Raw genomic sequence first — 24228 nt, forward strand, 5'->3', positions numbered from 1 at the left:
ATGCGCGCCCAGTTCGTTCTGTCGGAGATCGGTGTCGGTCTCCGTCGCAACCTCACGATGACCTTCGCGGTCGTCGTCTCGGTCGCCCTCTCGCTCGCCCTGTTCGGCGGCTCGCTCCTGATGAGCGACCAGGTGAGCACCATGAAGGGCTACTGGTACGACAAGGTCAACGTCTCGATCTTCCTCTGCAACAAGAGCGACGCGGAGTCCGACCCCAACTGCGCCAAGGGGGCCGTGACCACCGAGCAGAAGAACCAGATCAAGAGTGACCTCGGCAAGATGGCCGTCGTCCAGAACGTGACGTACGAGTCGGCGGACGAGGCCTACAAGCACTACAAGGAGCAGTTCGGCGACTCTCCGCTGGCCAGCTCGCTGACTCCCGACCAGATGCAGGAGTCGTACCGCATCAAGCTGAAGGACCCGCAGAAGTACCAGGTCATCGCGACCGCCTTCGACGGCCGTGACGGCGTGCAGTCGGTGCAGGACCAGAAGGGCATCCTGGACAACCTCTTCGGGCTGCTCAACGGCATGAACTGGGCCGCGCGCGCGGTGATGGCGATGATGCTCGTCGTCGCCCTGATGCTGATCGTCAACACGGTGCGCGTCTCCGCGTTCAGCCGGCGCCGCGAGACCGGCATCATGCGGCTCGTGGGCGCCTCCGGGTTCTACATCCAGGCGCCGTTCATCATGGAGGCCGCGGTCGCCGGGCTCATCGGCGGCGGGGTGGCCTGTGGCTTCCTGCTGATCGCGCGGTACTTCATCATCGACCACGGTCTGGCGCTGTCCGAGAAGCTGAATCTGATCAACTTCATCGGCTGGGACGCCGTGCTCACCAAGCTGCCGCTCATCCTCGCGACCAGTCTGCTGATGCCCGCGCTGGCCGCGTTTTTCGCATTGCGCAAGTACCTGAAGGTGTGACGCATGCCAACGGGGCCGTACTGCCAACCGGCGGTACGGCCCCTTGCGTTGTCCTAGACTCACCGCCATGTCAGGCCGAGACGTGTTCTGCCAGCCCCGCCGCGCAGGCCGCGGGGCCGCCCTGACAGTGCTCTTCGCGAGCGTTCTCGTCGCGGGGGCCGCGACCGGGTCCTTCGGTGATCCCGACCGGAAATCCCCGCCCCCCTCGGCCCGTTCGACCCCGGTGGCCCACCGTGAGGCGGTCACCGCCGCCGCCGCCGAGGCGATGGCCGACGGCAAGTCCCCCATGGAGGCCGCCGAACGGGCCGTCAGCCGCAGCGGAGACCGCTGGGGCGCCGTCTACTCCCAGGGCGAGTACGAGGAGTTCGAGGAGGCCCTCGACGGCCAGTACACGGGCGTCGGGCTGTGGACCAGGCGCGAGAGCGACGGCCGTATCGAAGTGACCCGGGTCCAGACCGGCTCGCCCGCGGCCGCCGCCGGGATCCGCATCGGCGACCGGCTGCGCAGCGTCGACGGCGAGAAGGTGGACGGCAGACCGGTCACCGAGGTCGTCTCGTTACTGCGCGGGGACGCGAACGACGCCGCCGCCGGTACGAAGGTCTCCCTCGGTCTGGAGCGCGGCACGCACGCGTGGAGCGAGACGCTGCGCCGGGCGAGGCTGTCCACGGACTCCGTGACCGTACACAAGCTCCCCGGCGACATCACCGTGATCAAGGTCGCCGCCTTCACCAAGGGCGTGGGCGACGCCGTACGCGCCGCCGTCGGCGGGGTCCCCGAGCACGCCGGCATCGTCCTCGACCTGCGCGGCAACTCCGGCGGACTGGTCACCGAGGCCGTCACCGCCGCCTCCGCCCTCCTCGACGGCGGCCTCGTCGCCACGTACGACGTCAACGGCGAACAGCGCGCCCTGCACGCCGACCCCGGCGGCGACACCACCAGCCCCCTGGTCGCGCTTGTCGACGGCGGCACGATGAGCGCGGCCGAGCTGCTCACCGGCGCCCTCCAGGACCGCGGCCGGGCGGTCGTCGTGGGCTCCAGGACCTTCGGCAAGGGCTCGATCCAGATGCCGAGCAGGCTGCCCGGCGGATCCGTCGCCGAGCTGACCGTCGGGCACTACCGCACCCCGGCGGGGCACGTCGTCGACGGCCGGGGCATCACCCCCGACCTGGAAACCGACGCGGAGGTCCTGGAACGGGCGGAGACGGTACTCAGCGGCCTCGGGGATCCCTCCTAATCGGCTTTCCCTCCAAGCCCCCTCTAGTGCGAAAATGGCCAGCACTATGAGCAAGGGAATGTACGTACCGAAGGAGTCCCAGCCCAAGCAGGGCGGGGCGGCCGCCAAGGCCAAGGACGGCAAGCGCAAGATCGTCGCGCAGAACAAGAAGGCACGGCACGACTACGCGATCATCGACACCTACGAGGCCGGGCTCGTGCTCACCGGCACCGAGGTGAAGTCGCTGCGCCAGGGACGCGCCTCGCTGACCGACGGCTTCGTCCAGATCGACGGGAACGAGGCGTGGCTGCACAACGCCCACATCCCCGAGTACAGCCAGGGCACCTGGACCAACCACACCGTGCGGCGCAAGCGCAAGCTGCTCCTGCACCGCGAGGAGATCGACAAGCTGGAGTCGAAGTCGGAGGAGACGGGTCACACGATCGTGCCCCTCGCCCTGTACTTCAAGGACGGCCGGGCGAAGGCCGAGATCGCTCTCGCCCGCGGTAAGAAGGAGTACGACAAGCGGCAGACGCTGCGCGAGAAGCAGGACCGGCGTGAGTCGGACCGTGCGATCGCGGCGGCGAAGCGGAAGCAGCGGGGCGAGTAGACGGCCGCCCCGGCCGCCTCGCGGGAATAGGCTGGCACCGTCGTGCGTTGGTCACGTACGATGGCACTGCACCTCACAGCAGGTGCGACACCCTCCTCGGAGGGGCTTGAAAAATCAACATGGGGATGATCGGTTTCGACAGCGGCTGTTGAAGCAGGGGAAGCGTGTCGAGGAAGCGGCAATGATCTCGTTAACCATATGTCGCAACCAATAATCGCCAATTCCAAGAGCGATTCCCAGTCCTTCGCCCTCGCTGCCTAATAAGCAGTGAGTGAAGGACCCTTAATGGGTGTCAGCCCGGGGGTGTTCCCGACCCGGACCCTGGCATAATCTAGGGAACTAAACCATCGAGCCCGGTCACGGGGTTCGATGGGAAATCAAACAGTGACTGGGCCCGTCGGCGACTTGTTCGCGTGATCACCGGGGCCGAGAAAATCGCAGCGAACTGCACACGGAGAAGCCCTGATTTTGCACCGCTGGACGCGGGTTCGATTCCCGCCATCTCCACCGTGGAGGAGTCTTCGGATCTCCTCAACCCCATGTGGGCAAAGGCCCCGCTGCGGCAAGCAGCGGGGCCTTTGTCGTATGTGGCGGGTGCTGTACGGCGAAGGCGGGTTCGTGCCGAATAGGCCGGGCGGGGGCGGCCGCTGCAGCATGAATCGAACATTTTTGCGACCGTCCTGTGACATGACGTCAGCTACGGTGTGGCGCGCCGACCGGATCTCATCCGCCTGTCGGCGAGCCCTCGTGAGGGCCACGAACCAGTACGGAACGGAATTATGAACTCAGCACATCTGCGGAACAGAGCCACGGGTTGGATCGCCGGTGCCGGGGCGCTGATCGCGTTATCCGCCCTTACGGCATGTTCGGAAGATTCCACCGCGCAGCGGGCCGATTCCAGCTCCACCGGGTCCCCGTCCGCCGAGGCCGGGTCGACCACCGCGGCCGGTACCCCTGCCAAGGAACAGACCGGTGGTCAGGCCACCGTCCAGGACGCGGTGGCCGGCTGGGTCACCGCCATCGTCAAGGACCGTCCGGAAGACGCCTGCCTGGCCATGGGGACACCGGCGACCGGCTCGTCGCCCGCGCGGGCCAACACCGCGGCGACCTGTTCGGGCAGTGGGTCCCAGGTGCAGCAGATGGAGCAGCAGATCCACTCCCTGCACACCTCGTTCACGCCCAAGTCCTCGACGGGGGATCCGACGGTGCAGGTCGGCCAGGTCCAGGCGACGGGCAAGACGGCGGTCGTTCCCGGGGACCGGATCACGGTCGGCGGGCAGACACTCACCGCGGTCCTGCTGTCCAACTCCACCGGAGTCCAGAAGGATCAGGTCGGCCTCAAGGTCGACGCCACCGATATCGACGGCTCCTGGTATGTGACCGACCTGCATCTGTCTGTCGGGTAGTCGTCGGGTAGTCGTCGGGTAGTCAAGGTGCCAGGCGCGGCGCGGTGCTCGCGCGTTCCGTCAGCCGGGGGGCGAGGAGCGTGGCCTCGGGTACGTCGGTGCCGCCCAGCTTCTTCATCAGCAGCTCCACCGCCCGCGCGCCCACCTCGGTGGACGGGATGGCCACGGAGGTGACGGGGACGCGGATGTTCTCGGCGAGCTCGTCCGGGCAGATGGCGGTGACCGAGAGGTCGCCGGGAACCCGCAGACCGAGCTGCCCGAAGGCGTCGATCAGCGGTTCCAGGACCGGTTCGTTGTGCACGACGACACCGGTCAGGGCCGGCTGCTCGCTCAGGAGTCGTTCGGCGACCCGGCGGGCGGCCGCGGGCGAGGCCTCGCAGGGGTGCACGGAGGACGCGAGCCCGCCCCGATCGGCGGCGGCCGTGAAGCCCTCCACCACGCGCTGGGCGAACGCCGTCCCCCGTAGGTACACCTCGGGCGGCGACCCGACCAGCGCCACGACCCGGTGCCCGAGTCCCGCCAGCCGCTCGACGCACAGCTCGCCCGCCGCCTTGAAGTCCAGGTCGATGCAGGTCAGCCCGGCGGGCCGGGAAGGGAACCCGATGAGGACGGAGGGGCGGTCCAGGGCGCGCAGCAGCGGCAGCCGGGGGTCGTGGAGCTGGACGTCCATCACGATCAGGGCGTCCACGAGCGCGGTGTCCGCGACCCGGCGCAGCCCCTCCTCGCCCTCCTCCTGCGTCAGCAGCAGGACGTCGTGATCGTGTTGCCGTGCCGCCGTCACCACCGACACCGCGAACTGCATCACCACCGGCACATGGATGCCGGCCCGCAGCGGCACCACCAGCGCCAGGACGTTGGACCGGCTGCTCGCGAGGGCGCGCGCCCCGGCGTGCGGACGGTAGCCCAGCTCGTGGATGCTGGCCTCGATGCGCCGGCGGGTCTCCTCGGAGATGGGGCGCTTGCCGCTGAGGGCGTAGGAGACGGTGCTGGGGGAGACCCCGGCGTGCCGCGCCACGTCAGTGATCTTCACCATCAGATCGGCTCCACCGTGAGGAACCCGGTCCCCGCCTGCGCCCGCGCGGTCCGCTCCCCGGAGGCCAGCCCCCAGGGTGCCGAAGGATCACTGCAGGACGCCCGGAGCGTGTCCCCTTCCCGTACGACCGTGAAGGTCACGTCGCCGACCGGCACGGTCACCTGGGCGCCCCGCTCCAGGCCGTACGCCCTGAGCGTGACCCCGTCGGCGTGGACGTAGTCGGGCCGGTCGTCCACCGCGCCGACCGGGATCACCGCGCCCGGCCGCACCAGCAGCGGCACGCTCAGGAAGCCGTGCCGCTCGCGCACCCAGCGCGGGCCGGTCACCGTGCGCCCCGTGAGGAAGTGGGTCCAGGTGCCGTCCGGGACGTAGTAGGAGACGTCTCCCTCGTCGTTGAAGACGGGCGCCACCAGCAGGTCGGGGCCGAGCATGTACTGCCGCTCCAGGTGCGCGCACCCCGGGTCGTCGGGGAATTCGAGGACCATGGCCCGCATCATCGGGACGCCCTCCGCGTGGGCGGCGCGGGCGGCCTCGTACAGATAGGGCATGAGGCCGAGCTTCAGCCGGGTGAACAGCCGCAGGACGTCCACGGCCTCCTCGTCGAACAGCCACGGCACCCGGTACGAGGACGAGCCGTGCAGCCGGCTGTGGGAGGAGAGGAGGCCGAAGGCGATCCACCGTTTGAAGAGGGCGGGTGTCGGTGTTCCCTCGAAGCCGCCGATGTCGTGGCTCCAGAAGCCGAAGCCCGACATGCCGAGGCTCAGTCCGCCGCGCAGCGACTCGGCCATCGACGCGTACGTGGCCTCGCAGTCGCCGCCCCAGTGCACCGGGAACTGCTGGCTGCCGGTGGTCGCCGAGCGGGCGAAGACGACGGCCTCCGCCTCGCCCCGGTGCTTGCGCAGCACCTCGAAGACGGTCCGGTTGTAGAGGTAGGTGTAGTAGTTGTGCATGCGTTCCGGGTCGGCGCCGTCGGCGTATGCCACGTCGACGGGGACCCGCTCGCCGAAGTCGGTCTTGAAGCAGTCGACGCCCTGGGCGAGCAGCGCCTCCAGTTTGGCGGCGTACCAGTCGCGGGCGGCCGGGCTGGTGAAGTCGACCAGTGCCATGCCCGGCTGCCACAGGTCCCACTGCCAGACACTGCCGTCCGGCTTCCTGAGCAGATGGCCGAGTGCCCTGCCCTCCGCGAAGAGCGGGGAGCGCTGCGCGATGTACGGGTTGATCCAGACGCAGATGTGCAGGCCCTTGTCCTTCAGCCGGGCCAGCATGGCTTCCGGGTCGGGGAACACCCGCGGGTCCCACTGGAAGTCGCACCAGTTGAACTCGCGCATCCAGAAGCAGTCGAAGTGGAAGACGGAGAGCGGCAGTTCGCGCTCCCGCATGCCGTCGATGAAGGAGGTGACGGTGGCCTCGTCGTAGGAGGTGGTGAAGGACGTCGACAGCCACAGGCCGAAGGACCAGGCGGGCGGGAGGGCCGGGCGGCCGGTGAGCTGGGTGTACTTGCGCAGGATGTCCTTCGGGGTCGGCCCGTGGATCACGTAGTACGTCAACTGCTGTGTCTCGGCGCTGAACTGGACCCGGGAGACCGCTTCCGAGGCGACCTCGAAGGAGACACGGCCCGGGTGGTCGACGAAGACTCCGTAGCCCGCGTCCGTCAGATAGAACGGCACGTTCTTGTAGGCCTGTTCGGTGGCGGTGCCGCCGTCGGCGTTCCACATGTCCACGACCTGGCCGTTCTTGACGAGCGGGCCGAAGCGCTCGCCGAGCCCGTAGACCTGGGTGCCGACGCCGAGGTTCAGCTGCTCGCGCAGATAGTGGGCGCCGGTCGCGTCCCGCATGATGCCCATGCCCTTGGGGCCGCTGGTGGTGAGGATGCGGCCGTGGGCGAGGAAGTCGACGTGCCAGGGGGTGGTGCGGGCGACCCGCACGGACAGCGCGCCCGCGGTGAGGGTCGCGTGCTCGTCGTCGTACTCCACGGTGGGGGTGCTGTGCTTTTCCGGGGGACATCCACCGGACCCCCGGACGCCCCTGTGCAGCTCGAAGCGGGGGCCGCGCGGCTCCTCGCCCTCGAAGTGGGTGAACGTGACGCCGATGACGTCCGGCATCGGCGTGTGCGCGCTGATCGTCACGACCGGTCCCTTCAGCAGGTCGCCGCGGTGGCGGATGGGCTGGGTCGGCGCGTGGATGTCGAGGGTTCCCTTCGACGCGCTGACGTCGAGGACCTCGACCGGGTGGGCCGCGGTGACGCCTTCGCGCAGCAGCCAGTAGCCGTCGGTGAACTTCACGCCCACACCCCTTACTTGACCGCGCCCACGGCGATGCCGCGGGTCAGCGTCCGCTGGAAGACGAGGAAGAAGACGATGGCGGGGAGGACACCGAGGAGGGCCGCCGCGTTGGTCATGGTCGCGTCCATCAGACGCTGGCCCTGGAGGACGCCGAGGGCCACCGACACGGTCTGGTTGTCGTTGGAGATCAGCATGACCAGCGGCAGCAGGAACTCGTTCCAGGTCCAGATGAAGAAGAAGACCAGCAGGACGCCGATGGTGGGGCGGCTGACCGGCACCACGATCCGCCACAGCACCTGCCACTTGTTCGCCCCGTCGATCCGGGCGGCCTCGATGATCTCGCGCGGGAACTGCCCGAGGACGGAGGACAGGAGATACGTGCCGAAGGCCGCCTGGACGACGGTGAACACGATGATCACGCTGAGCCGGGTGTCGTAGAGGCCCGCCTGCTTGCTCAGGTAGTAGATCGGGTAGACCAGCGCCTCCTGCGGCAGCATGTTCGCCAGCACGAAGAAGGCGAGGACCCAGGTGCGGCCCTTGATCCGGCCGATACCGATCGCGTACGCGTTCAGGACGGACAGCACGGCGGCACCGATCGCCACCGAGCCGGAGATCAGGATCGAGTTGACCAGCTTCTGGCCGTAGTCGACGCGCTGCCAGAAGTCCTTGAGGCCGTCGAGGTAGAGGCCGTGGGGAAGGCTGAGGGGCCCGTTCGACGCGTACTCGGCAGGGGACTTGACCGCGTTGATCACGACGATGCCGAACGGCAGCACCATGAAGAGGGCCGCGATGATCAGGGCCACGAGGACGGGGTAGCGGCGTACGGCGGTCATGCGCGGAGTCCTTCCTCGGCGTCCTCGGCGCGGGTCTGGAGCTTCAGGCCGATCAGCGCGAGTACGAGGATGATCACGGTCAGCACGGTGGAGATCGCGGCGCCGTAGCCGACCTGGGTCTTCTCGAAGAAGGTGGTGAAGGAGAAGTAGGAGGGCACGTCGGTGGCGCCGCCGGGGCCGCCCTTGGTGAGGACGTACACCGCGCCGAACACCTTGAGCGCGGCGATCGTGCACCAGAGGAGCACGACGTAGATCTCCGGGCGGATCTGCGGCAGCGTGATGTGCCGGAAGCGGCGCCACCAGCCCGCGCCGTCCAGCTCCGCCGCCTCGTACAGCTGCGGGTCGATGCGTTGCAGTCCCGCCATGAAGACGACCAGCGGGAAGCCGATCTGCACCCACACCATCACGCCCATGACGCTGTAGAGGGCGATGTCGGGATCGCCCAGCCAGTCCTGCTGGAGCGAGCCCAGGCCCACCGCCTTCAGGAGTGCGTTGAGGGAGCCGTTGTCGGGGGCGAGGATCCAGCTCCAGACGATGCCGGCGACGGCGATGGGCAGGACCTGGGGGAGGTAGAAGCAGGCACGCAGGACGGCGGCGATCTTCGTACCGAAGTGCTTGCCGACGAAGTCGAAGAGGGCGGCGGCCAGCACGAGCCCGAGGACCGTCGGCACGGCGGCCATGGCGACGACCATGAACAGGCTGTGCCGGAAGGACGCCCAGAACTCGGAGTCGTCCATCAGCTCGCGGTAGTTGGCGAGCCCCGACCACTTCGGGGAGCCGACGCCCTGCCAGTCGGTGAAGCTCACGCCGGTGTTCATCAGGAACGGGACGACGATCACCGCGAGGAAGGCGAGGACGCCGGGCAGCAGGAAGAGGGCGTAGGAAATGTGGCGGCGGCGCGGGCGCGTCGCAGGGCCGTGGTGCCGGCGGCGCCCCCGGGCCACCCGGCCGCCCCGTTCGACGGTGACCGTCATGTCTTCGGCGCGCCCTTGTCGTACGCCGTCTGCAGCGCGCTCAGATAGTCGTCCGGTTTCTCGCTGCCCGTGATCAGCTTCTGGGTCTCGGAGACGAGGACGTCGTAGAAGCCGGCGACCGGCCAGTCCGGGTAGAAGGCCAGACCGTCCTTGCCGGAGAGCGTGTTGAAGTCGGCGATCAGAGTCTTGGCCTGCGGGTCGGTGATGGCGGTGGTGTCGGCTGCCACCGGGACCCCGCCCTTGTTGCCCAGCAGGTTCTGGATCTTCTTCGACATGGTGATGTCGATGAAGTCGTAGGCGAGATCCTTGTTCTTGGCGCCCTTGGGGACGACCCAGAGGTTGCCGCCGGAGCCGAGGGTGAGGTTGCTGCCGGGCCAGAGGAAGGTGCCCCAGTCGAACTTGTTCTCCGTCTGGAAGCGCCCGTACCACCAGCTGCCGCTGAACAGGATCGGGCTCTTGCCCTGGATGAAGGAGACGCCCGCGTCCTCCGCCTTGAGGCTGGTGGACTTCTTGCTGATGTAGCCCTTCTTCACCCAGTCGGCGAAGGTGGTGGCGGCGTACGTCCAGGCGGCGTCGTGGAAGTCCGTCTTCCCCTTGTAGAGCTCGTACTTGTCGACCCACGAGCGGTCGGCCTTGGAGAGGGCGAGCTGGTAGAGGTACTGCTGCGCCACGTACTCGGCGCCCGCGTTCGCCAGCGGGGTGATGCCCTTCGCGACGAACGTGTCCATGGCGGCGGTGAGTTCGTCGAGGGTGGTGGGTTCCGCGATGCCGTACTGCTTGAAGAGGTCCTTGTTGTAGAACACCATCGTGTACTCGGCGTAGTTGGGCACGCCGTACCACTTGCCGGAGCCCATCACCCCGTTCGTGTCGTACTGACTGGTGGTGCGCACACCCGCGCTGAGCTTCTTGTCCCAGCCGCGTTTCGTCGCCTCGGCGGTGAGGTCGGTCAACAGGCCCTGTTTCGACAGCAGACCGGCCGTCGCGTTGCCCTTGTTGTACTCCATGAGGTCGGGCGCGTCGTTGGAGTTCAGGACCATCTGGGCCGTCTTCTGTATCTGTTCGAAGCCCTTCTCCTCGAACTTCACCTTGACGCCCGGATGTGTCGCCTCGAACTCCTTGATGGCCTCGTTCCAGGCCACGCCCATCGCGCTGTCGGGCCCTTCGTAGTGCCACAGCTTCAGGGTCCTGCTGTCCGAGGAACCACTGTCCGAGCCGCCGCAGGAGGCCAGCAGCATTGCGCCCGCCAGGGCCACCGCCGCCGTCGCCACCACACGCCTTCGTGTCGTCGACATCCATTGCCTCCAGGGGAGTTGGATGAATCTCAGGACCGTCACGCAGCGCTCGTCGAATCGTTTCGATGCGTGACGTCGAAGCGCTTCGACGGGGGAAGGTATGTGGGGGGCGTGGGCGCGTCAATGGGGTGCGCGGGAATTGGGGCCGAGGGGCGGGCAGCGGTTCGGCCGGTCGAACGGCGGGGTGGCGGGTGCGCGCAGGACCGTCCATGGCCCTGCCGCGTCGGCGCCGCCTACAGCCGGCCCAGAGCGCACAACAGCGCCACGCCGGCCGCCGTCGCGGGCAGCCCGTACCCCGCCGTCGCCGAGACATGCTCCACCACCCAGCCGCCGGCCGCGCTGCCGCAGGCGATCCCGCCCAGCAGGCCCGTCACCCCGAGGGTCATGCCCTCGTTCGACCGGCCCTCGGGCGTGCGCTGCTGGAGGAGGGTCATGCCGGTGACCATGGTCGGGGCGGTCGCGGCCCCGGCGAGCAGCAGTGCGCCCGACAGGGACAGCAGCGAGCCGGTCAGGGAGGCGGCGAGCAGGGGGAGGGTCATGAGGGCCGTCATGGCGGCGAGGCAGAGCGGGTAGCGCCGCGCGGCCGGTCCGGCCGGGCTCCGCGCCCCGTACAGCAGCCCGGCCGCGCACGAGCCGGCCGCCTGCAGGGCGAGTATCGCGCCCGCCGCCGACCGGTGGCCCTGTGCGTCCGCGAACGCGATCGTGACGACCTCCATCGAGCCGAAGACGGCACCGGTGGCGAGGAAACAGAGGAGGAGGGGCGGCATTCCGGGGGCCAGAGCGGGGGACGCGGAGGTCGTACGCGGCTGGGGCGGGGGTTCGGTCGAGCGCTGGGCGGCGAAGACGAGGACGCCGGTCATCAGCAGGACGGCACCGACCAGCGTGCCCGCCTCCGGGAAGAACGTCCCGCACAGGAAGGCCGCGAGGACCGGGCCCAGCATGAAGCACAGCTCGTCCGTGGCCTGTTCGAAGGCGTTCGCGGTGTGCACGGCGGCCGGGTCGTCCCGGAAGAGGTGGGCCCAGCGGGCACGGGACATGCCGCCGGTGTTGGGGGTCGTCGCGGTGGCCGTGTACGCCGCGAAGAGGGTCCAGTCGGGGGTCCCGTAGTGCACGCACAGCAGCAGCGCGAGGCTGCCGAGGGCCGCGAAGGCCGTGGCGGGTACGGCGATCCGGGCCTGGCCGTGGCGGTCGACGAGCCGTGCGGTCCAGGGGGCGACCAGCGCGGTCGCCGCGAGGCCCGTCGCCGTCACGGCGCCGGCGAGCGCGTACGAGCCGCGCGAGCCCGCGATCATGAGGACCGCGCTGATGCTGAACATGCCCATGGGCAGCCGGGCGAGCAGATTCCCGATCGTGAAGGCGCGGGCGCCGGGGACGGTGAAGAGGCGGTGGTACGGGGTGGTCCGGGAGGCCGCGGTTCGGGAGACCGTGCGGCGGGGGCGGAAGTCGGCGATCACCGGGTTGTCGCCGGTGACGGTGAGCAGGGGCATGGGCGCCTGATCGGAGGGTCGTTGCGGCATGGCTCAACCGTCGTCGGGGGCGGGGTGGACGGTCCAACACCTATTCCGTGGCGATTGACGCACCCGGGTTGTAGGTTCGCGCGATGCCTGCCCCTCTCGACCGTCCTTTCGAGCGCGATCTCGACCCCCGGCTCCTGCGCGGGTTCCTCGCCGTCGCCGAGGAACTGCACTTCACGCGGGCCGCCGCCCGGCTGTACGTCGCCCAGCAGGCCCTCAGCCGCGACATCCGGCGGCTGGAGCGCACGCTGGGGGCGGAACTCTTCGTACGGACGACCCGGCAGGTGGCGCTGACGGGTGACGGGGAGCGGCTGCTGCCGTATGCGCGGCGCGTGCTGGAGGCGCAGGACGCGCTGCTGTCCGCGTTCGCGGGAGACGGCCCGGAACGGCCGCTGCTCGTCGACGTCAACTCCCCGGGGCTGTTCTTCGGCCGGGTCCTGGAGCGGGCCCGCGTGCTCGCCCCCGACTGCGAGTTGATGGCCCGCTTCGAGAGCGGGCTCACGGGTGCGGCGGGGGAGATGCTCGCGGGGCGGCTGGACGCGTCGTTCGGACGGTTCGCGGGCCTCGCCCCGGCGGTCCGGGCGCGGCTCGAACAGCAGCCCGTACGTTTTGAGCCGATGGCCGTCCTGCTGCCCGAGGACCATCCGCTCGCCGCCCTGGACGCGGTGCCGCTGGCCGCGCTCGCGGGCGAGACGGTGTACGCCGGTGCGGGAAATCCACGGACGCTGGAGTGGACCGATCTGGCGTGTCACCTTTTCGAGGGACGTGGCATCGCGGTGGCGCCGCCCGCGCCGGTGGCTTTCGGGGCCGAGGAGTTCCGGCGGATCATGACCAAGAAGCGGAACCCTGTCCTTGCCGTGATGAATTTTCCCGCCATGGCTGGAACCGTTTGTACACCTCTTGTTGACCCGGTCCCCTTGTCACCTGTGTCGCTGGTGTGGCGAAAGGGGCTGGTGCACCCCGGTTTGGATGCCCTTCGGCGGGCCGCGGCCGAGCTCGCGCGGGAGGAGGGGTGGTTGCGGCGCCCTGTGGAAGGATGGATTCCGGCCAGTGATCTGCGCGTCATGACGGGGTTGGATGATGCATAAGTGCACGGTTGCTCCGTACGCGCGATACATTCATGGTCCGGGTGCGGTGTGATAGGGGGGGCGCTCGGAGCAGGTGGGGGCCTGTTCCGGACGACAAGTACGTAATGCCCGGAGTCGTGCGCGCCCCCGAAACTTGTCCCTGGGGGATGTGCGTGCGTGTGGAAAAGTGGCGGGAAGACGCCCAACCTGATCAGCAGGATGTTGATCAGCGGGCTGGGCGTGGAGCCGATCCGTCGAACAGCCGGGCCGATGAGTCGAACTCGTACGGAGCCGTGGAGCCAGTGGTCTGGCCCGAGGCCGGCCGTGCGACGTCGGCCTGGCCGCAGGCCCGGCTCGGTGGAGAGACCGGTCGTTCCGCGGAAGCGGAATCTGGCACCGGGGTCGAACGCGGTGCCGAAACAGAGCGTGGAGCTGAAGCGGAGGACGGATCCGAGGCGCCGGAACGAAACGGTACGGAACGAAACGGGACGGAACGCGGGTTCGGTGCGGATGGTTTCTTCGGCCCGCGCCGGCCGGCGGGTCCGGACCGGTTGTCCGGCGCGGGGCGCCGGGGTGGGGTGGTTGACCGGGCTGGGGTAGCCGACCCGGCCGGGGTGGTTGACCGGGCTGGGGTAGCCGATCGTGCTGGCGTGGCTGACCGGGCTGGGGTAGCCGACCGTGCCGGGGTGGTTGACCGTGCTGGCGTGGTTGACGGTGCTGGCGTGGCTGACGGTGGTGGTGCGGGCGGTCGGTCCGAGACCGGCGTTGGTCCCGAGGTGGGCGGTCAGTCCGAGAGGGACGGGCGGCCTGTGGTGGACGGTCGGTCCGGGACGGGCGGTGGTCCTGAGGCGGGCGGTCGGTCCGAGACCGGCGTTGGTCCCGAGGTGGGCGGTCAGTCTGAGAGGGACGGGCGGCCTGTGGTGGACGGTCGGTCCGGGACGGGCGGTGGTCCTGAGGCGGGCGGTCGGTCCGAGACCGGCGTTGGTCCCGAGGTGGGCGGTCAGTCCGAGAGGGACGGTCGGCCTGTGGTGGACGGTCGGTCCGGGATGGGCGTTGGTCCTGAGGCGGGCAGTCGGTCCGAGACCGGCGGTGGCTCCGAGGTGAGCGGTCAGTCTGAGAGGGACGGTCAGCCTGCGGTGGACGGTCAGCCCGTGGTGGATGGTCAGTCCCAGGCGGGCGGTCGGGCCGAGGTGGGTAGCCGACCGGTGGTGGGTAGTCGGGCCGTGGTGGGTGATCGGGTCAAGACGAGTGGTTGGCCCGTGGTGGAGCGGCCCTCGGGGGCGGGGGATCGGCCTCTTGTCCCGGTCTGGGAGCGGCTCGGTGAGCCGGGGCATGCCCATGACCCCGACGAGGTGACGGTTCAGCTCGACGGGGCCGGGCGGCGGTTGGACGACTGGCTGGTTCAGCAGATCAAGGACGCCCCCGGGATCCAGGAGGGTTCGGACGGCCCGGTGTTCGTCGACGAGTCGGGCCGCCGGAGCCGCAGGTTCCGTCGCCTCGGCATCCTCGTCGGCATCGCCTGCGCGGCCTACGCCGTCGTCATCGTCGCCACGCTCCTGTCGGGCAACTCCAACGCGCCCTGGCTGCCGGTGCCCGGCCAGCAGGACGACACGCCGGCCGGGAAGGTCGACACCTCGCCGCTGCCCACCGACTCGGTGACACCGTCCGGTTCGAGCGGCGCCGTGCCGGGCGCGAGCCCGTCGGTGAGCGACGGCACGATACCGGCGCCGGACGTCAGCCCGACCCCGGGCGCCTCCGGCAGCGTCTCCGCCGACCCGGGTGCCTCCGCGGACCCGAAGCCCTCGACGTCCGCCACGACCAAGCCGAAGCCGAGCACCAGCACCAGCAAGGACCCGGTCGTCGAGCCGTCCCTCCCGGTGAGCGACTCGCCCGACCCCAGCCCTTCGGACGGCGGCGGCCCCTCGCCGAGCGTCTCGCAGAGCCCGGTCGGCGCCGACGGCACCGGAACGGTCGCCGACAGCCCCGTTGATCCCGTCCCCCTTGAGTCCGGGCCCGAGCTCGCGCCCGGCACCACCAGCTCCTCGTCCCCGGAGCACCCCGCGAACCCCGCGAACCCCGCGAACCCGGCGAACCCGGCGAATCAGCAGAACCCGGAGAACATCCTCTGATGGCATCCCGTACCAGCGCGCGCGGGTCCGCTCCCCGTGCGCGGCGCCCGATACCCGATGTCCGGCGCCGACGGCTGCCCATGCGTTATCTGCTGCCCTCGCTGCTCCTCGTCGCCATGCTGGCGATGCTGATGCTGCGTGGCTATGTGCACAGCGAGATCCTCGCCGACCACCGCATCCAGCCCGAGGCCGCCACCGACAAGGTGCCGGAGAAGATCCTCGACGGCGGCCCGGTCATCGACACCCGCGGCGGCCGCACGACCAGCCTGAACGTCCCGGACCACCGGCTCGTCCTCACCTTCGACGACGGCCCGGACCCCACCTGGACACCCAAGGTCCTCGACGTCCTGAAGAAGCACCACGCCCACGCCGCCTTCTTCGTCACCGGCACCATGACCTCGCGCTACCCGGAGCTCGTGCGGCGCATGGTGCGAGAGGGCCACGAGGTCGGCCTGCACACCTTCAACCACCCCGACCTCTCCTTCCAGTCCAAGAAGCGCATCGACTGGGAGCTCTCCCAGAACCAGCTCGCGCTGACGGGCGCGGCCGGCATCCGGACCTCGCTCTTCCGGCCGCCGTACTCGTCCTTCGCGGACGCCATGGACAACAAGTCCTGGCCGGTGACGCAGTACATCGGCAGCCGCGGCTACATCACCGTCGTCAACAACACCGACAGTGAGGACTGGCAGAAGCCCGGCGTCGACCGGATCATCCGCAATGCCACGCCCAAGGGCGGCAAGGGCGCGATCGTCCTGATGCACGACTCGGGCGGCGACCGGCACCAGACCGTGCAGGCGCTCGACAGGTTCCTGCCCGAACTCCAGGGCCGGGGCTACAAGTTCCAGAACCTCACCGAGGCGCTCAACGCGCCCAGCGCGCACACCCGGGTCACCGGCCTGGAACTGGCGAAGGGCAAGGCCTGGATCTACCTGGTGCGGGCCTCCGACGACGCCACCGACGTCCTGGTCGTCGGCATCGCGATCATCGGCGTGCTCGTCTTCACCCGCTTCGGCATGATGCTCCTGCTCTCCGCCCTGCACGCCCGCCGGGTGCGCCGCAAGGGCTTCCGCTGGGGTCCGGCCCCGGTCACCGAACCGGTGTCGGTGCTCGTGCCGGCGTACAACGAGGCGAAGTGCATAGAGAACACGGTCCGTTCGCTGATGGCGAGCGAACACCCCATCGAGGTGGTCGTCGTCGACGACGGTTCGAGTGACGGCACCGCGCGGATCGTCGAGGACCTGCGGCTGCCGAACGTCCGCGTGGTGCGGCAGCACAACGCGGGCAAGCCCGCGGCCCTCAACCGGGGTCTGGCCAACGCCCGGCATGACATCGTCGTGATGATGGACGGCGACACGGTCTTCGAGCCGGCCACCGTACGCGAACTCGTCCAGCCCTTCGCCGACCCGAGCGTCGGCGCGGTCGCGGGCAACGCGAAGGTCGGCAACCGCGACTCCCTCATCGGGGCCTGGCAGCACATCGAGTACGTGATGGGCTTCAACCTCGACCGCCGGATGTACGACATCCTCGGCTGTATGCCGACCATTCCCGGCGCGGTCGGCGCCTTCCGCCGCTCCGCGCTGGAGCGGGTCGGCGGCATGAGCGACGACACGCTCGCCGAGGACACGGACATCACGATGGCCCTGCACCGCGACGGCTGGCGGGTCGTGTACGCGGAGCAGGCGCGCGCGTGGACGGAGGCACCGGAGTCCGTCCAGCAGCTCTGGTCGCAGCGCTACCGCTGGTCGTACGGCACGATGCAGGCGATCTGGAAGCACCGCAGGGCGCTCGTCGAACGGGGCCCCTCGGGACGCTTCGGCCGGGTGGGCCTGCCGCTGGTCTCGCTGTTCATGGTGCTGGCCCCGCTGCTGGCCCCGTTGATCGACGTGTTCCTCCTCTACGGGCTCGTCTTCGGCCCGACGCAGCGGACGATCGTCGCGTGGCTGGGCGTCCTCGCCATCCAGGCGGCCTGCGCGGCGTACGCCTTCCGGCTGGACCGTGAGCGCATGAGGTATCTCGTCTCGCTCCCGCTCCAGCAGATCCTCTACCGGCAACTGATGTACATGGTCCTGCTCCAGTCCTGGATCACCGCGCTCACCGGAGGCCGTCTGCGCTGGCAGAAGCTGCGGCGCACGGGCGTGGTGGAGGCGCCGGGATCGATCCCGCGCCAGCGCGAGGGACAGAGCGGGAAGGATCGGAGGCCGGTCGCATGACCACGCACGAGTACACGGCGGGGGCGACACCGCCCCTGGGCTCGGCCCGGGTCCACCCCGAGCAGACACTCACGCCGACACCCCTGCCGACACCCATGCCGGGATCGGCCCCGCCGGGATCGGCCCGGACACCCACGCCGGGATCGGCCACGGGATCCGCTCCCGCCCCCAAGAAACCCGGCCGTGACCGCTACCTGGACCTGCTGCGCTCGATCGCCCTGGTCCGCGTGGTCGTCTACCACCTCTTCGGCTGGGCGTGGCTGACGGTCCTCTTCCCCTCCATGGGCGTGATGTTCGCGCTGGCGGGCTCGCTGATGGCCCGCTCGCTGAAACGCCCCGCCCTGGGCGTGATCCGCGGTCGTATCCGCCGCCTCCTGCCGCCCCTCTGGGCGTTCGGCGCGGTGGCCCTCACGCTGATGTTCGCGGGCGGCTGGAACGTACTGAAGGACCCGGACAACGGCGGCACCTGGGGCCTGATCAAGCTGATCGAATACGTCGTCCCGGTCGGCGCCCCGCCCTTCCCCTGGCACGTCGGCTCCAAGTCCGGCCTGCTGGAGGACACCTGGGCGGTCCAGGCGGCGGGCCCGCTCTGGTACCTGCGCGCCTACCTGTGGTTCGTGATCGCCTCCCCCCTCCTCCTGTGGGCCTTCCGCAGGATGCCCTGGGCGACGCTGCTGGCCCCGCTCGCCCTGACGGCGGTCCTCGGCACCGGCCTGGTCACCATCCCCGGCGAGACGGGCAACGCGATCTCCGACTTCACGGTCTACGGCGGCTGCTGGGTCCTGGGCTTCGCCCACCACGGGGGTGTCCTGCAGCGCGTTCCCCGCTATCTGGCGGTCTCCTGCTCGGCCCTGCTGATGGCCTTCGGCCTGTGGTGGGCCTCGGGCCATCTGGGCGCCGACGGCTGGGACCTGAACGACATCCCGCTCGCCCAGGCGGCCTGGTCCTTCGGTTTCGTCGTGATCCTCCTGCAGTACTCCCCGTCCTGGCAGGAACTCCCCGGCCGCCTGGCCCGCTGGGACAAGCTGATCACCCTCTCCAACAACCGGGCCGTCACGATCTACCTCTGGCACAACCTGCTGATCATGGCCACGGTCCCGATCATCGACCTGACCTACCGCCTCCCCTTCATGCAGGGCGGCACCGCGGTGGGCGTGCTCGACTCCTCGTACAACCTCTGGATGTTCGTCCTGGTCTGGCCCCTCATCGGCCTGACGATCCTGGCCTTCGGCTGGATCGAGGACATCGCCGCCAAGCGCAGCCCACGGCTGTGGCCGAACGGAGCGAAGAAGGGACCGAAGGAGGGACCGAAGGAGGGACCGAAGACGGGGGCGGCGCGGCGCGGCCACCGGGGCCGGACCTGAGGTAGTGGTGGTGAGGACGACTTCCGGGGCGTCGCCTTCGCGGAGGCGGAGGGTGCGCACCGTCGGTCCTCCTCACGTGTCCTGGAACATGCGCTGGAAGCAGCGGACTGCGGGCCACGACGGCCACTTCGCCGTCACCGGCGGGTGGGCCGGATCGGCAGTGATGCGGCAGTGATGCGGCAGTGATGCCTCGCGATGTCAGTGGGTGCCGATAGCTTCTTGGCGTCTGGGGACACGAGTTGTCCGCGGATCACCATCGCAGGACGACTACTGAGGGACGCTCATGGAACCGATCTTCGCGGATTTCTCCACCACTCCGGCCCGGCTGTCGAACGCCGTCGTGGGGTACCACCGGTGCGGGGTCGCACCCTCGCATCTCGCGCTGGGCTCCGAGGGATACGTCAAGCTCGACTTCACGACGGACGGACACGAGGAAGTCGCCGGGGCCGTCCTCACCGTGACGACCCTCGGCGCGAACGTTCCCATGGACGTCCTGCTCAACGGCAAGGTCGTGGCGGAGGGGCTCACGTTCCCCGGGGCCGGCGGACACGACGTTCCCCAGGACAGCGTCCTGTCGCTGCCGGGAGAACTGCTGATGCCGGGCGACAACCTCCTGGAGATACGCAGCCCCGTCGGTGAGGAGGGGCTGCTCCGGCTGACCGCCGTCACCCTGGACCCCGCCCACGACAGCGGCCGCGCCCGGCGCGCCATGGCGGCCAGGGCGAGCACCCGGTCGGTCTTCGCGTTCGGTACCGAGCGGCGCCCGGCCGGCTCCGCGGGGTGGCAGCCCGCTTCGCGGCTGCTCTTCCACATCGACCGGGGTGACCGGGCGGTTCCCGCGCAGCTCTCCTGGCGCGGGACGGACGGCGCGGAAGCGGCGATAGCCTTCCGGGCGGACATGTCCGGCTTCCGCGGTCACTACCGTGCCGCCGACGGCGCGCTCGGCGAGTTCCGCGGCACGCTCACGGACCGCTGGGCCTACCCCGACGGCACCACGGACGCCCCGCTGCACCGCTTCTCCACCGAGGAGGGGCAGGACGGCGACTGGCGTCCCTCCGGTGAGCTGCGACTCCTGCTCGACGACGGCCGGGCGACGCCCGTGGAGCGGGTGTCCTGGAGCGACCGGCGCGGGAACGCGGCCTCGGTCACCCTGTCCGCCGCCGTCGCCACGGCCGACGGTCATGCCGCGACCGGCGAACTGCGCGACATCACCAACACGGTCGTCGAGGTCGAGGCGAGCGACGAGTTCGAGGCGGGCGGGGAGGTCGCGCGCAACCTGCTCCGCAAGTCCCGGGACAAGTGGCTGGTGCACGGCGACACCGCCGACCTGGACTTCACCCTCCAGCACCCGGCCGCCGTCGCGTCGTACAGGCTGACCTCCGCCAACGACGCCCCGGGCCGCGATCCGCGGGACTGGCACCTCCAGGGCTCGCACGACGGCAGCACGTGGACGACGCTCGACACCCGTACCGGCGAATACTTCACACGCCGCTTCGAGACGAGGGACTTCCCCTTCACCAACACCACCGCCTACCGCCGCTACCGGCTGAGGATCACCGACAACGCGGGTGGCGCCGACGAGATCCAGCTCAGCCGGGTGGAGTTCCTCGCCGGTGCCGCCAAGGCTCCCGTACTCGCCGCGTCGGACTTCATCGGCTACTACGGGCCGGCCGGAGAGGCCCCCACCGGGTACCGGGGCACGATCGTTCCCGGAGCGGAGTCCGACGCCGCGGGGGAGCGGAAGGAAGGGCCGCGGGAGAAGCTGCTCGCCGGGGATCTGGTGGATACCGCCCAGGGCCTGGACAGCGCCGCCCGCCTCATCGGGAAGCTGGCGGAGTACCTCCGGACCCCCTGACCCCTCCCCGGTGCACCAGAGATATGGATATGACGGAATTGCAAGCTTTGTAGGCGTGTGACATTCGTCAACCCATTCATCCTTGGGCTGGCGGCGCACCTCACCGGGTGCCCGTCACCTCACCGTCCGCCCCCGCGCCGAGTGAGAGCAACGTTCCCTTCCAGTCACTCACAGCCATCGGGCGGAAACGCGCCCTCCCTACCTTCGGTGACATCCCCAAGTACGACACGCGCAAGTACGACACGCGCACCGCACCGGAGAACCGTGGAGGCGTCATGACAGCCCCTAGTACAGCCCCCGCACCGAGCAGGGGAGGCCGCTGGATCCAGGAGTGGGATCCGGAGGACGAGACCTTCTGGAAAGAGACGGGTGAGAAGGTCGCCCGGCGGAATCTGCTCTTCTCCGTGCTCTCCGAGCACATCGGGTTCTCGATCTGGACCATGTGGTCGGTGATGGTGCTCTTCATGGGCCCCGAGTACGGGCTCACCCCGGCCGACAAGTTCATGCTCACCTCGATGGTGACGCTGGTCGGAGCGGTCGTCCGGGTGCCGTACACCTTCGCGGTGGCGATCTTCGGCGGCCGGAACTGGACCATAGTCTCGGCGAGCCTGCTGCTCATCCCCAGCGTCGCCGCCTTCGCGGTGATGAAGCCGGGGACCTCCTTCAACACCTTCCTGCTGGTCGGTCTGCTCGCCGGCATCGGCGGCGGCAACTTCGCCTCCAGCATGACCAACATCAACGCCTTCTTCCCGCTGAAGAAGAAGGGCTGGGCGCTCGGCCTCAACGCCGGCGGCGGAAACATCGGCGTGCCCGTCATCCAGCTCGTGGCGCTCGCGATCATCGGCGCGAGCGGCGGGCCGCGGGTCCTGCTCGGCATCTACATCCCGCTGATCGTCGTCGCCGCCGTGCTCGCCGCCGTCTACATGGACAACATCGCGTCCGTGAAGAACGACACCGGCGCCGCCAAGGACGCCGCGAAGGACGCCCACACCTGGATCATGTCCTTCCTGTACATCGGCACCTTCGGGTCGTTCATCGGCTACAGCTTCGCCTTCGGGCAGGTGCTGCAGAACCAGTTCGGGCGTACGCCGCTGCAGGCGGCCTACGTCACCTTCATCGGCCCGCTGCTCGGCTCGCTGATCCGTCCGGTGGGCGGCTGGCTCGCCGACCGCTACGGCGGCGCGCGGATCACGCTGTGGAACTTCGTCGCCATGGCCGGCGCGACCGGGGTCATCGTCGTCGCCTCCACCCAGAAGTCGCTGCCGCTGTTCACGGTCGCGTTCATCGCGCTGTTCGTGCTCACCGGACTCGGCAACGGCTCGACGTACAAGATGATCCCCGGCATCTTCCAGGCCAAGGCCGTCGCCAAGGGCCTGGAAGGGGAGGAGGCGGCCTCCTACGGGCGGCGGCTGTCCGGCGCTTCCATGGGCCTCATCGGCGCGGTGGGCGCGCTCGGCGGCGTCGGCATCAACCTCGCCTTCCGGCAGTCCTTCCTCTCCTACGGCTCCGGCACCGGAGCCTTCGTGGCCTTCCTCGCCTTCTACGCGCTGTGCTTCGTGGTCACCTGGGCCGTATACCTTCGCGGCCCCGCCACCCAGACCCGTACCACCGCTGCCGCAGAGGCGAAGCCGCAGCTCAGCTACGTCGAGGTCTGACGTAACACGGGTGACATCAAGCGGAACCGAGCCTGTCACGGGGCGTTGACAGGCTCGGTCAGCCGTAAGTGCACCAAGCCTCCAGCGCGAGACGAGAGCCATGGACGAAGAACAGCAGCGACCGGCCCGGCACGAACACGGCCCCCTCTCGGGGTTCACCGTGGGCGTGACGGCCGCGCGTCGGGCCGACGAACTCGGAGCACTGCTCCAGCGCCGCGGCGCCGCCGTCCAGCACGCGCCCGCCCTGCGCATCGTGCCGCTCGCCGACGACAGCGAACTGCTCGCCGCCACCAAGGAAGTGATCGACCAGGCGCCGGACATCGTGGTGGCCACCACCGCGATCGGCTTCCGCGGCTGGGTCGAGGCCGCCGACGGCTGGGGGCTCGGCGAGGCCCTGCTCGGGCGGCTGCGCGGGGTGGAACTGCTCGCACGCGGACCCAAGGTCAAGGGCGCCATAAGGGCCCAGGGCCTCACCGAGGAGTGGTCGCCGTCCTCCGAGTCCATGGCCGAGGTGCTCGACCGGCTTCTGGAGGAGGGCGTCGAGGGCCGCCGTATCGCCGTACAGCTGCACGGCGAACCGCTGCCCGGGTTCGTGGAGTCGCTGCGGGCCGCGGGCGCCGAGGTCGTGGGGGTCCCCGTCTACCGGTGGATGCCGCCGGAGGACATCGGCCCCGTCGACCGGCTCCTCGACGCCACCGTCACCCGCGGTCTGGACGCGCTCACCTTCACCAGCGCGCCCGCCGCCGCCTCCCTGCTCTCCCGCGCCGAGGCCCGCGGTCTGCTGGCCGAACTCCTCGCCGCCCTCCACCACGACGTCCTGCCCGCCTGCGTAGGCCCGGTCACCGCACTGCCTCTGCAGGCGCACGGCATCGACACCGTCCAGCCCGAGCGCTTCCGGCTCGGACCCCTCGTCCAGCTGCTGTGCCAGGAACTCCCAGGCCGGGCCCGTACGCTGCCGGTCGCCGGCCACCGGGTCGAGATCCGCGGCCACGCCGTGCTGGTCGACGGGGCACTGCGGCCCGTGCCGCCCGCCGGCATGTCCCTGCTGCGGGCCCTCTCGCGCCGCCCCGGCTGGGTGGTCGCCCGTGCCGAACTGCTGCGCGCGCTGCCGGGGGCCGGACGGGACGAGCACGCCGTCGAGACGGCCATGGCCCGGCTGCGTACGGCTCTCGGCGCGCCCAAGCTCATCCAGACCGTCGTCAAGCGCGGCTACCGACTCGCGCTCGACCCGGCCGCCGACTCCAAGTACGCCGACGTCTAAGGCCGTCGGTACAGGAGCAGCGCACGGGTGAGGCAGGCCAGCGCGAGCGTCGACAGCAGCGCCCGTACGACGTTCCAGGCGACCCAGGTGTCCTCGAACCGCCGGCGTACGGCGGCCGGGTCGGCGATCCTCGCCGGGTCGCCCGCGTCCGCGAGCCGGTTGTTGAGCGGGATGTTCACGGCGACGGTGAAGAGGAAGGCCAGCGCGTACGCGGCGAGGGCGGCGAACACCCACCACCGGTGGGCAGAGGTGCGCGACTGCCACGCGGACAGGGCCGTGAGGAGCAGCGCGCCCAGGAAGCTCAGGAAGAACACCGGGTTCTGGATCACGTCGTTGATGTTCCGCATGACCTCGATGAAGACCCGGTCGTCGCTGCGGGCCAGCGACGGCATGACGTCGCAGGCGAAAATGTAGAAGACCCCGGCGATCAGGCCCATGGCGACCGTGGCCGCACCCAGGACACCTCCGGCGGTCGTACGCCGCCCCGCGCCTTCGGCTGTGATGTCTGTCATGCACCCCAGTCGACCGAGGCCCCGGCACAGGTGACATGGCCCAGACGCGCGCCCCCATACGCGGTCGTCCAAGGCCTGGTCGGTACCGGGTCTTCCGGTC

Annotated in this window: 18 protein-coding genes and 1 other RNA gene; 12 read left to right on the forward strand and 7 right to left on the reverse strand. The window is 69.9% G+C overall.

What is annotated here, in order from left to right; translation table 11 throughout:
- From ftsX to RV986_RS32220, 5 genes are all read left to right on the forward strand, one after another.
- The gene (ftsX, locus tag RV986_RS32200; protein ID WP_475920742.1) at nt 1-918 is read left to right on the forward strand and encodes a permease-like cell division protein FtsX; all 918 of its coding nucleotides are present in this window, start codon (nt 1-3) and stop codon (nt 916-918) included.
- 67 nt (nt 919-985) lie between these two features.
- Nucleotides 986-2152, forward strand: coding sequence for a S41 family peptidase (locus RV986_RS32205; RefSeq protein WP_475920743.1), 1167 nt, complete (start codon nt 986-988; stop codon nt 2150-2152).
- 58 nt (nt 2153-2210) lie between these two features.
- Nucleotides 2211-2741 (forward strand): SsrA-binding protein SmpB, encoded by a 531-nt coding sequence (gene smpB, locus RV986_RS32210; RefSeq protein WP_475924513.1) that lies wholly within the window; start codon nt 2211-2213, stop codon nt 2739-2741.
- A gap of 121 nt (nt 2742-2862) precedes the next feature.
- Nucleotides 2863-3251, forward strand: a transfer-messenger RNA (tmRNA) gene (ssrA, locus tag RV986_RS32215).
- A 269-nt stretch (nt 3252-3520) separates the two neighbouring features.
- Complete coding sequence (locus RV986_RS32220) at nt 3521-4147, forward strand: hypothetical protein (protein ID WP_475920744.1); 627 nt, start codon at nt 3521-3523, stop codon at nt 4145-4147.
- Between the two features lie 22 nt (nt 4148-4169).
- On the opposite strand, the gene RV986_RS32225 is transcribed toward RV986_RS32220, so the two are convergent.
- From RV986_RS32225 to RV986_RS32250, 6 genes are all read right to left on the reverse strand, one after another.
- Entirely contained in the window at nt 4170-5180 is a 1011-nt protein-coding gene (locus RV986_RS32225) for a LacI family DNA-binding transcriptional regulator (RefSeq protein ID WP_475920745.1), read from the reverse strand.
- Nucleotides 5180-7462: an alpha-xylosidase gene (gene yicI, locus RV986_RS32230; RefSeq protein WP_475920746.1), complete on the reverse strand. Its 2283-nt coding sequence runs from the start codon at nt 7460-7462 to the stop codon at nt 5180-5182. Before yicI ends, RV986_RS32225 begins: the two co-directional genes overlap by 1 nt.
- An 11-nt stretch (nt 7463-7473) precedes the next feature.
- Nucleotides 7474-8295, reverse strand: a complete 822-nt coding sequence (locus RV986_RS32235; protein WP_475920747.1) for a carbohydrate ABC transporter permease — start codon at nt 8293-8295, stop codon at nt 7474-7476.
- Nucleotides 8292-9269: a carbohydrate ABC transporter permease gene (locus tag RV986_RS32240; RefSeq protein ID WP_475920748.1), complete on the reverse strand. Its 978-nt coding sequence runs from the start codon at nt 9267-9269 to the stop codon at nt 8292-8294. The genes RV986_RS32235 and RV986_RS32240 overlap by 4 nt, the downstream gene beginning before the upstream one ends.
- Complete coding sequence (locus RV986_RS32245; protein WP_475920749.1) at nt 9266-10561, reverse strand: ABC transporter substrate-binding protein; 1296 nt, start codon at nt 10559-10561, stop codon at nt 9266-9268. Before RV986_RS32245 ends, RV986_RS32240 begins: the two co-directional genes overlap by 4 nt.
- A gap of 233 nt (nt 10562-10794) precedes the next feature.
- Nucleotides 10795-12078: an MFS transporter gene (locus RV986_RS32250; protein ID WP_475920750.1), complete on the reverse strand. Its 1284-nt coding sequence runs from the start codon at nt 12076-12078 to the stop codon at nt 10795-10797.
- Between the two features lie 83 nt (nt 12079-12161).
- Here RV986_RS32250 and RV986_RS32255 point away from each other — a divergent pair, with 83 nt between their 5' ends.
- The 7 genes from RV986_RS32255 (at nt 12162) to RV986_RS32285 (ending at nt 23616) form a co-directional block, all read left to right on the forward strand.
- The gene (locus RV986_RS32255) at nt 12162-13163 is read left to right on the forward strand and encodes a LysR family transcriptional regulator (RefSeq protein ID WP_475920751.1); all 1002 of its coding nucleotides are present in this window, start codon (nt 12162-12164) and stop codon (nt 13161-13163) included.
- Nucleotides 13164-14494: 1331 nt separating this feature from the next.
- Nucleotides 14495-15271, forward strand: coding sequence for a hypothetical protein (locus tag RV986_RS32260; RefSeq protein WP_475920752.1), 777 nt, complete (start codon nt 14495-14497; stop codon nt 15269-15271).
- Nucleotides 15271-17481, forward strand: coding sequence for a bifunctional polysaccharide deacetylase/glycosyltransferase family 2 protein (locus RV986_RS32265; RefSeq protein WP_475920753.1), 2211 nt, complete (start codon nt 15271-15273; stop codon nt 17479-17481). The genes RV986_RS32260 and RV986_RS32265 overlap by 1 nt, the downstream gene beginning before the upstream one ends.
- A 95-nt stretch (nt 17482-17576) precedes the next feature.
- Complete coding sequence (locus RV986_RS32270) at nt 17577-18845, forward strand: acyltransferase family protein (protein WP_475924514.1); 1269 nt, start codon at nt 17577-17579, stop codon at nt 18843-18845.
- A gap of 283 nt (nt 18846-19128) precedes the next feature.
- Nucleotides 19129-20700, forward strand: a complete 1572-nt coding sequence (locus RV986_RS32275; protein ID WP_475920754.1) for an alpha-1,2-mannosidase — start codon at nt 19129-19131, stop codon at nt 20698-20700.
- 275 nt (nt 20701-20975) lie between these two features.
- Nucleotides 20976-22355 (forward strand): nitrate/nitrite transporter, encoded by a 1380-nt coding sequence (locus RV986_RS32280; RefSeq protein WP_475920755.1) that lies wholly within the window; start codon nt 20976-20978, stop codon nt 22353-22355.
- 100 nt (nt 22356-22455) lie between these two features.
- Complete coding sequence (locus RV986_RS32285) at nt 22456-23616, forward strand: uroporphyrinogen-III synthase (RefSeq protein WP_475920756.1); 1161 nt, start codon at nt 22456-22458, stop codon at nt 23614-23616.
- Here the strand turns inward: RV986_RS32285 and RV986_RS32290 are convergent.
- Complete coding sequence (locus tag RV986_RS32290) at nt 23613-24128, reverse strand: anthrone oxygenase family protein (RefSeq protein WP_475920757.1); 516 nt, start codon at nt 24126-24128, stop codon at nt 23613-23615. The genes RV986_RS32285 and RV986_RS32290 overlap by 4 nt on opposite strands.
- Between the last annotated feature and the right edge of the window lie 100 nt (nt 24129-24228).

It is taken from the genome of Streptomyces sp. RLA012 (genome assembly GCF_056270325.1).

Bases quoted from the DNA above. Each gene is read 5' to 3' on its own strand.
- ftsX (WP_475920742.1), top strand. From the start codon at position 1: ATGCGCGCCCAGTTCGTTCTGTCGGAGATCGGTGTCGGTCTCCGTCGC.
- RV986_RS32205 (WP_475920743.1), top strand. From the start codon at position 986: ATGTCAGGCCGAGACGTGTTCTGCCAGCCCCGCCGCGCAGGCCGCGGG.
- smpB (WP_475924513.1), top strand. From the start codon at position 2,211: ATGTACGTACCGAAGGAGTCCCAGCCCAAGCAGGGCGGGGCGGCCGCC.
- RV986_RS32220 (WP_475920744.1), top strand. From the start codon at position 3,521: ATGAACTCAGCACATCTGCGGAACAGAGCCACGGGTTGGATCGCCGGT.
- RV986_RS32225 (WP_475920745.1), bottom strand. From the start codon at position 5,180: ATGGTGAAGATCACTGACGTGGCGCGGCACGCCGGGGTCTCCCCCAGC.
- RV986_RS32235 (WP_475920747.1), bottom strand. From the start codon at position 8,295: ATGACCGCCGTACGCCGCTACCCCGTCCTCGTGGCCCTGATCATCGCG.
- RV986_RS32240 (WP_475920748.1), bottom strand. From the start codon at position 9,269: ATGACGGTCACCGTCGAACGGGGCGGCCGGGTGGCCCGGGGGCGCCGC.
- RV986_RS32245 (WP_475920749.1), bottom strand. From the start codon at position 10,561: ATGTCGACGACACGAAGGCGTGTGGTGGCGACGGCGGCGGTGGCCCTG.
- RV986_RS32250 (WP_475920750.1), bottom strand. From the start codon at position 12,078: ATGCCGCAACGACCCTCCGATCAGGCGCCCATGCCCCTGCTCACCGTC.
- RV986_RS32255 (WP_475920751.1), top strand. From the start codon at position 12,162: ATGCCTGCCCCTCTCGACCGTCCTTTCGAGCGCGATCTCGACCCCCGG.
- RV986_RS32265 (WP_475920753.1), top strand. From the start codon at position 15,271: ATGGCATCCCGTACCAGCGCGCGCGGGTCCGCTCCCCGTGCGCGGCGC.
- RV986_RS32270 (WP_475924514.1), top strand. From the start codon at position 17,577: ATGCCGGGATCGGCCCCGCCGGGATCGGCCCGGACACCCACGCCGGGA.
- RV986_RS32275 (WP_475920754.1), top strand. From the start codon at position 19,129: ATGGAACCGATCTTCGCGGATTTCTCCACCACTCCGGCCCGGCTGTCG.
- RV986_RS32280 (WP_475920755.1), top strand. From the start codon at position 20,976: ATGACAGCCCCTAGTACAGCCCCCGCACCGAGCAGGGGAGGCCGCTGG.
- RV986_RS32285 (WP_475920756.1), top strand. From the start codon at position 22,456: ATGGACGAAGAACAGCAGCGACCGGCCCGGCACGAACACGGCCCCCTC.
- RV986_RS32290 (WP_475920757.1), bottom strand. From the start codon at position 24,128: ATGACAGACATCACAGCCGAAGGCGCGGGGCGGCGTACGACCGCCGGA.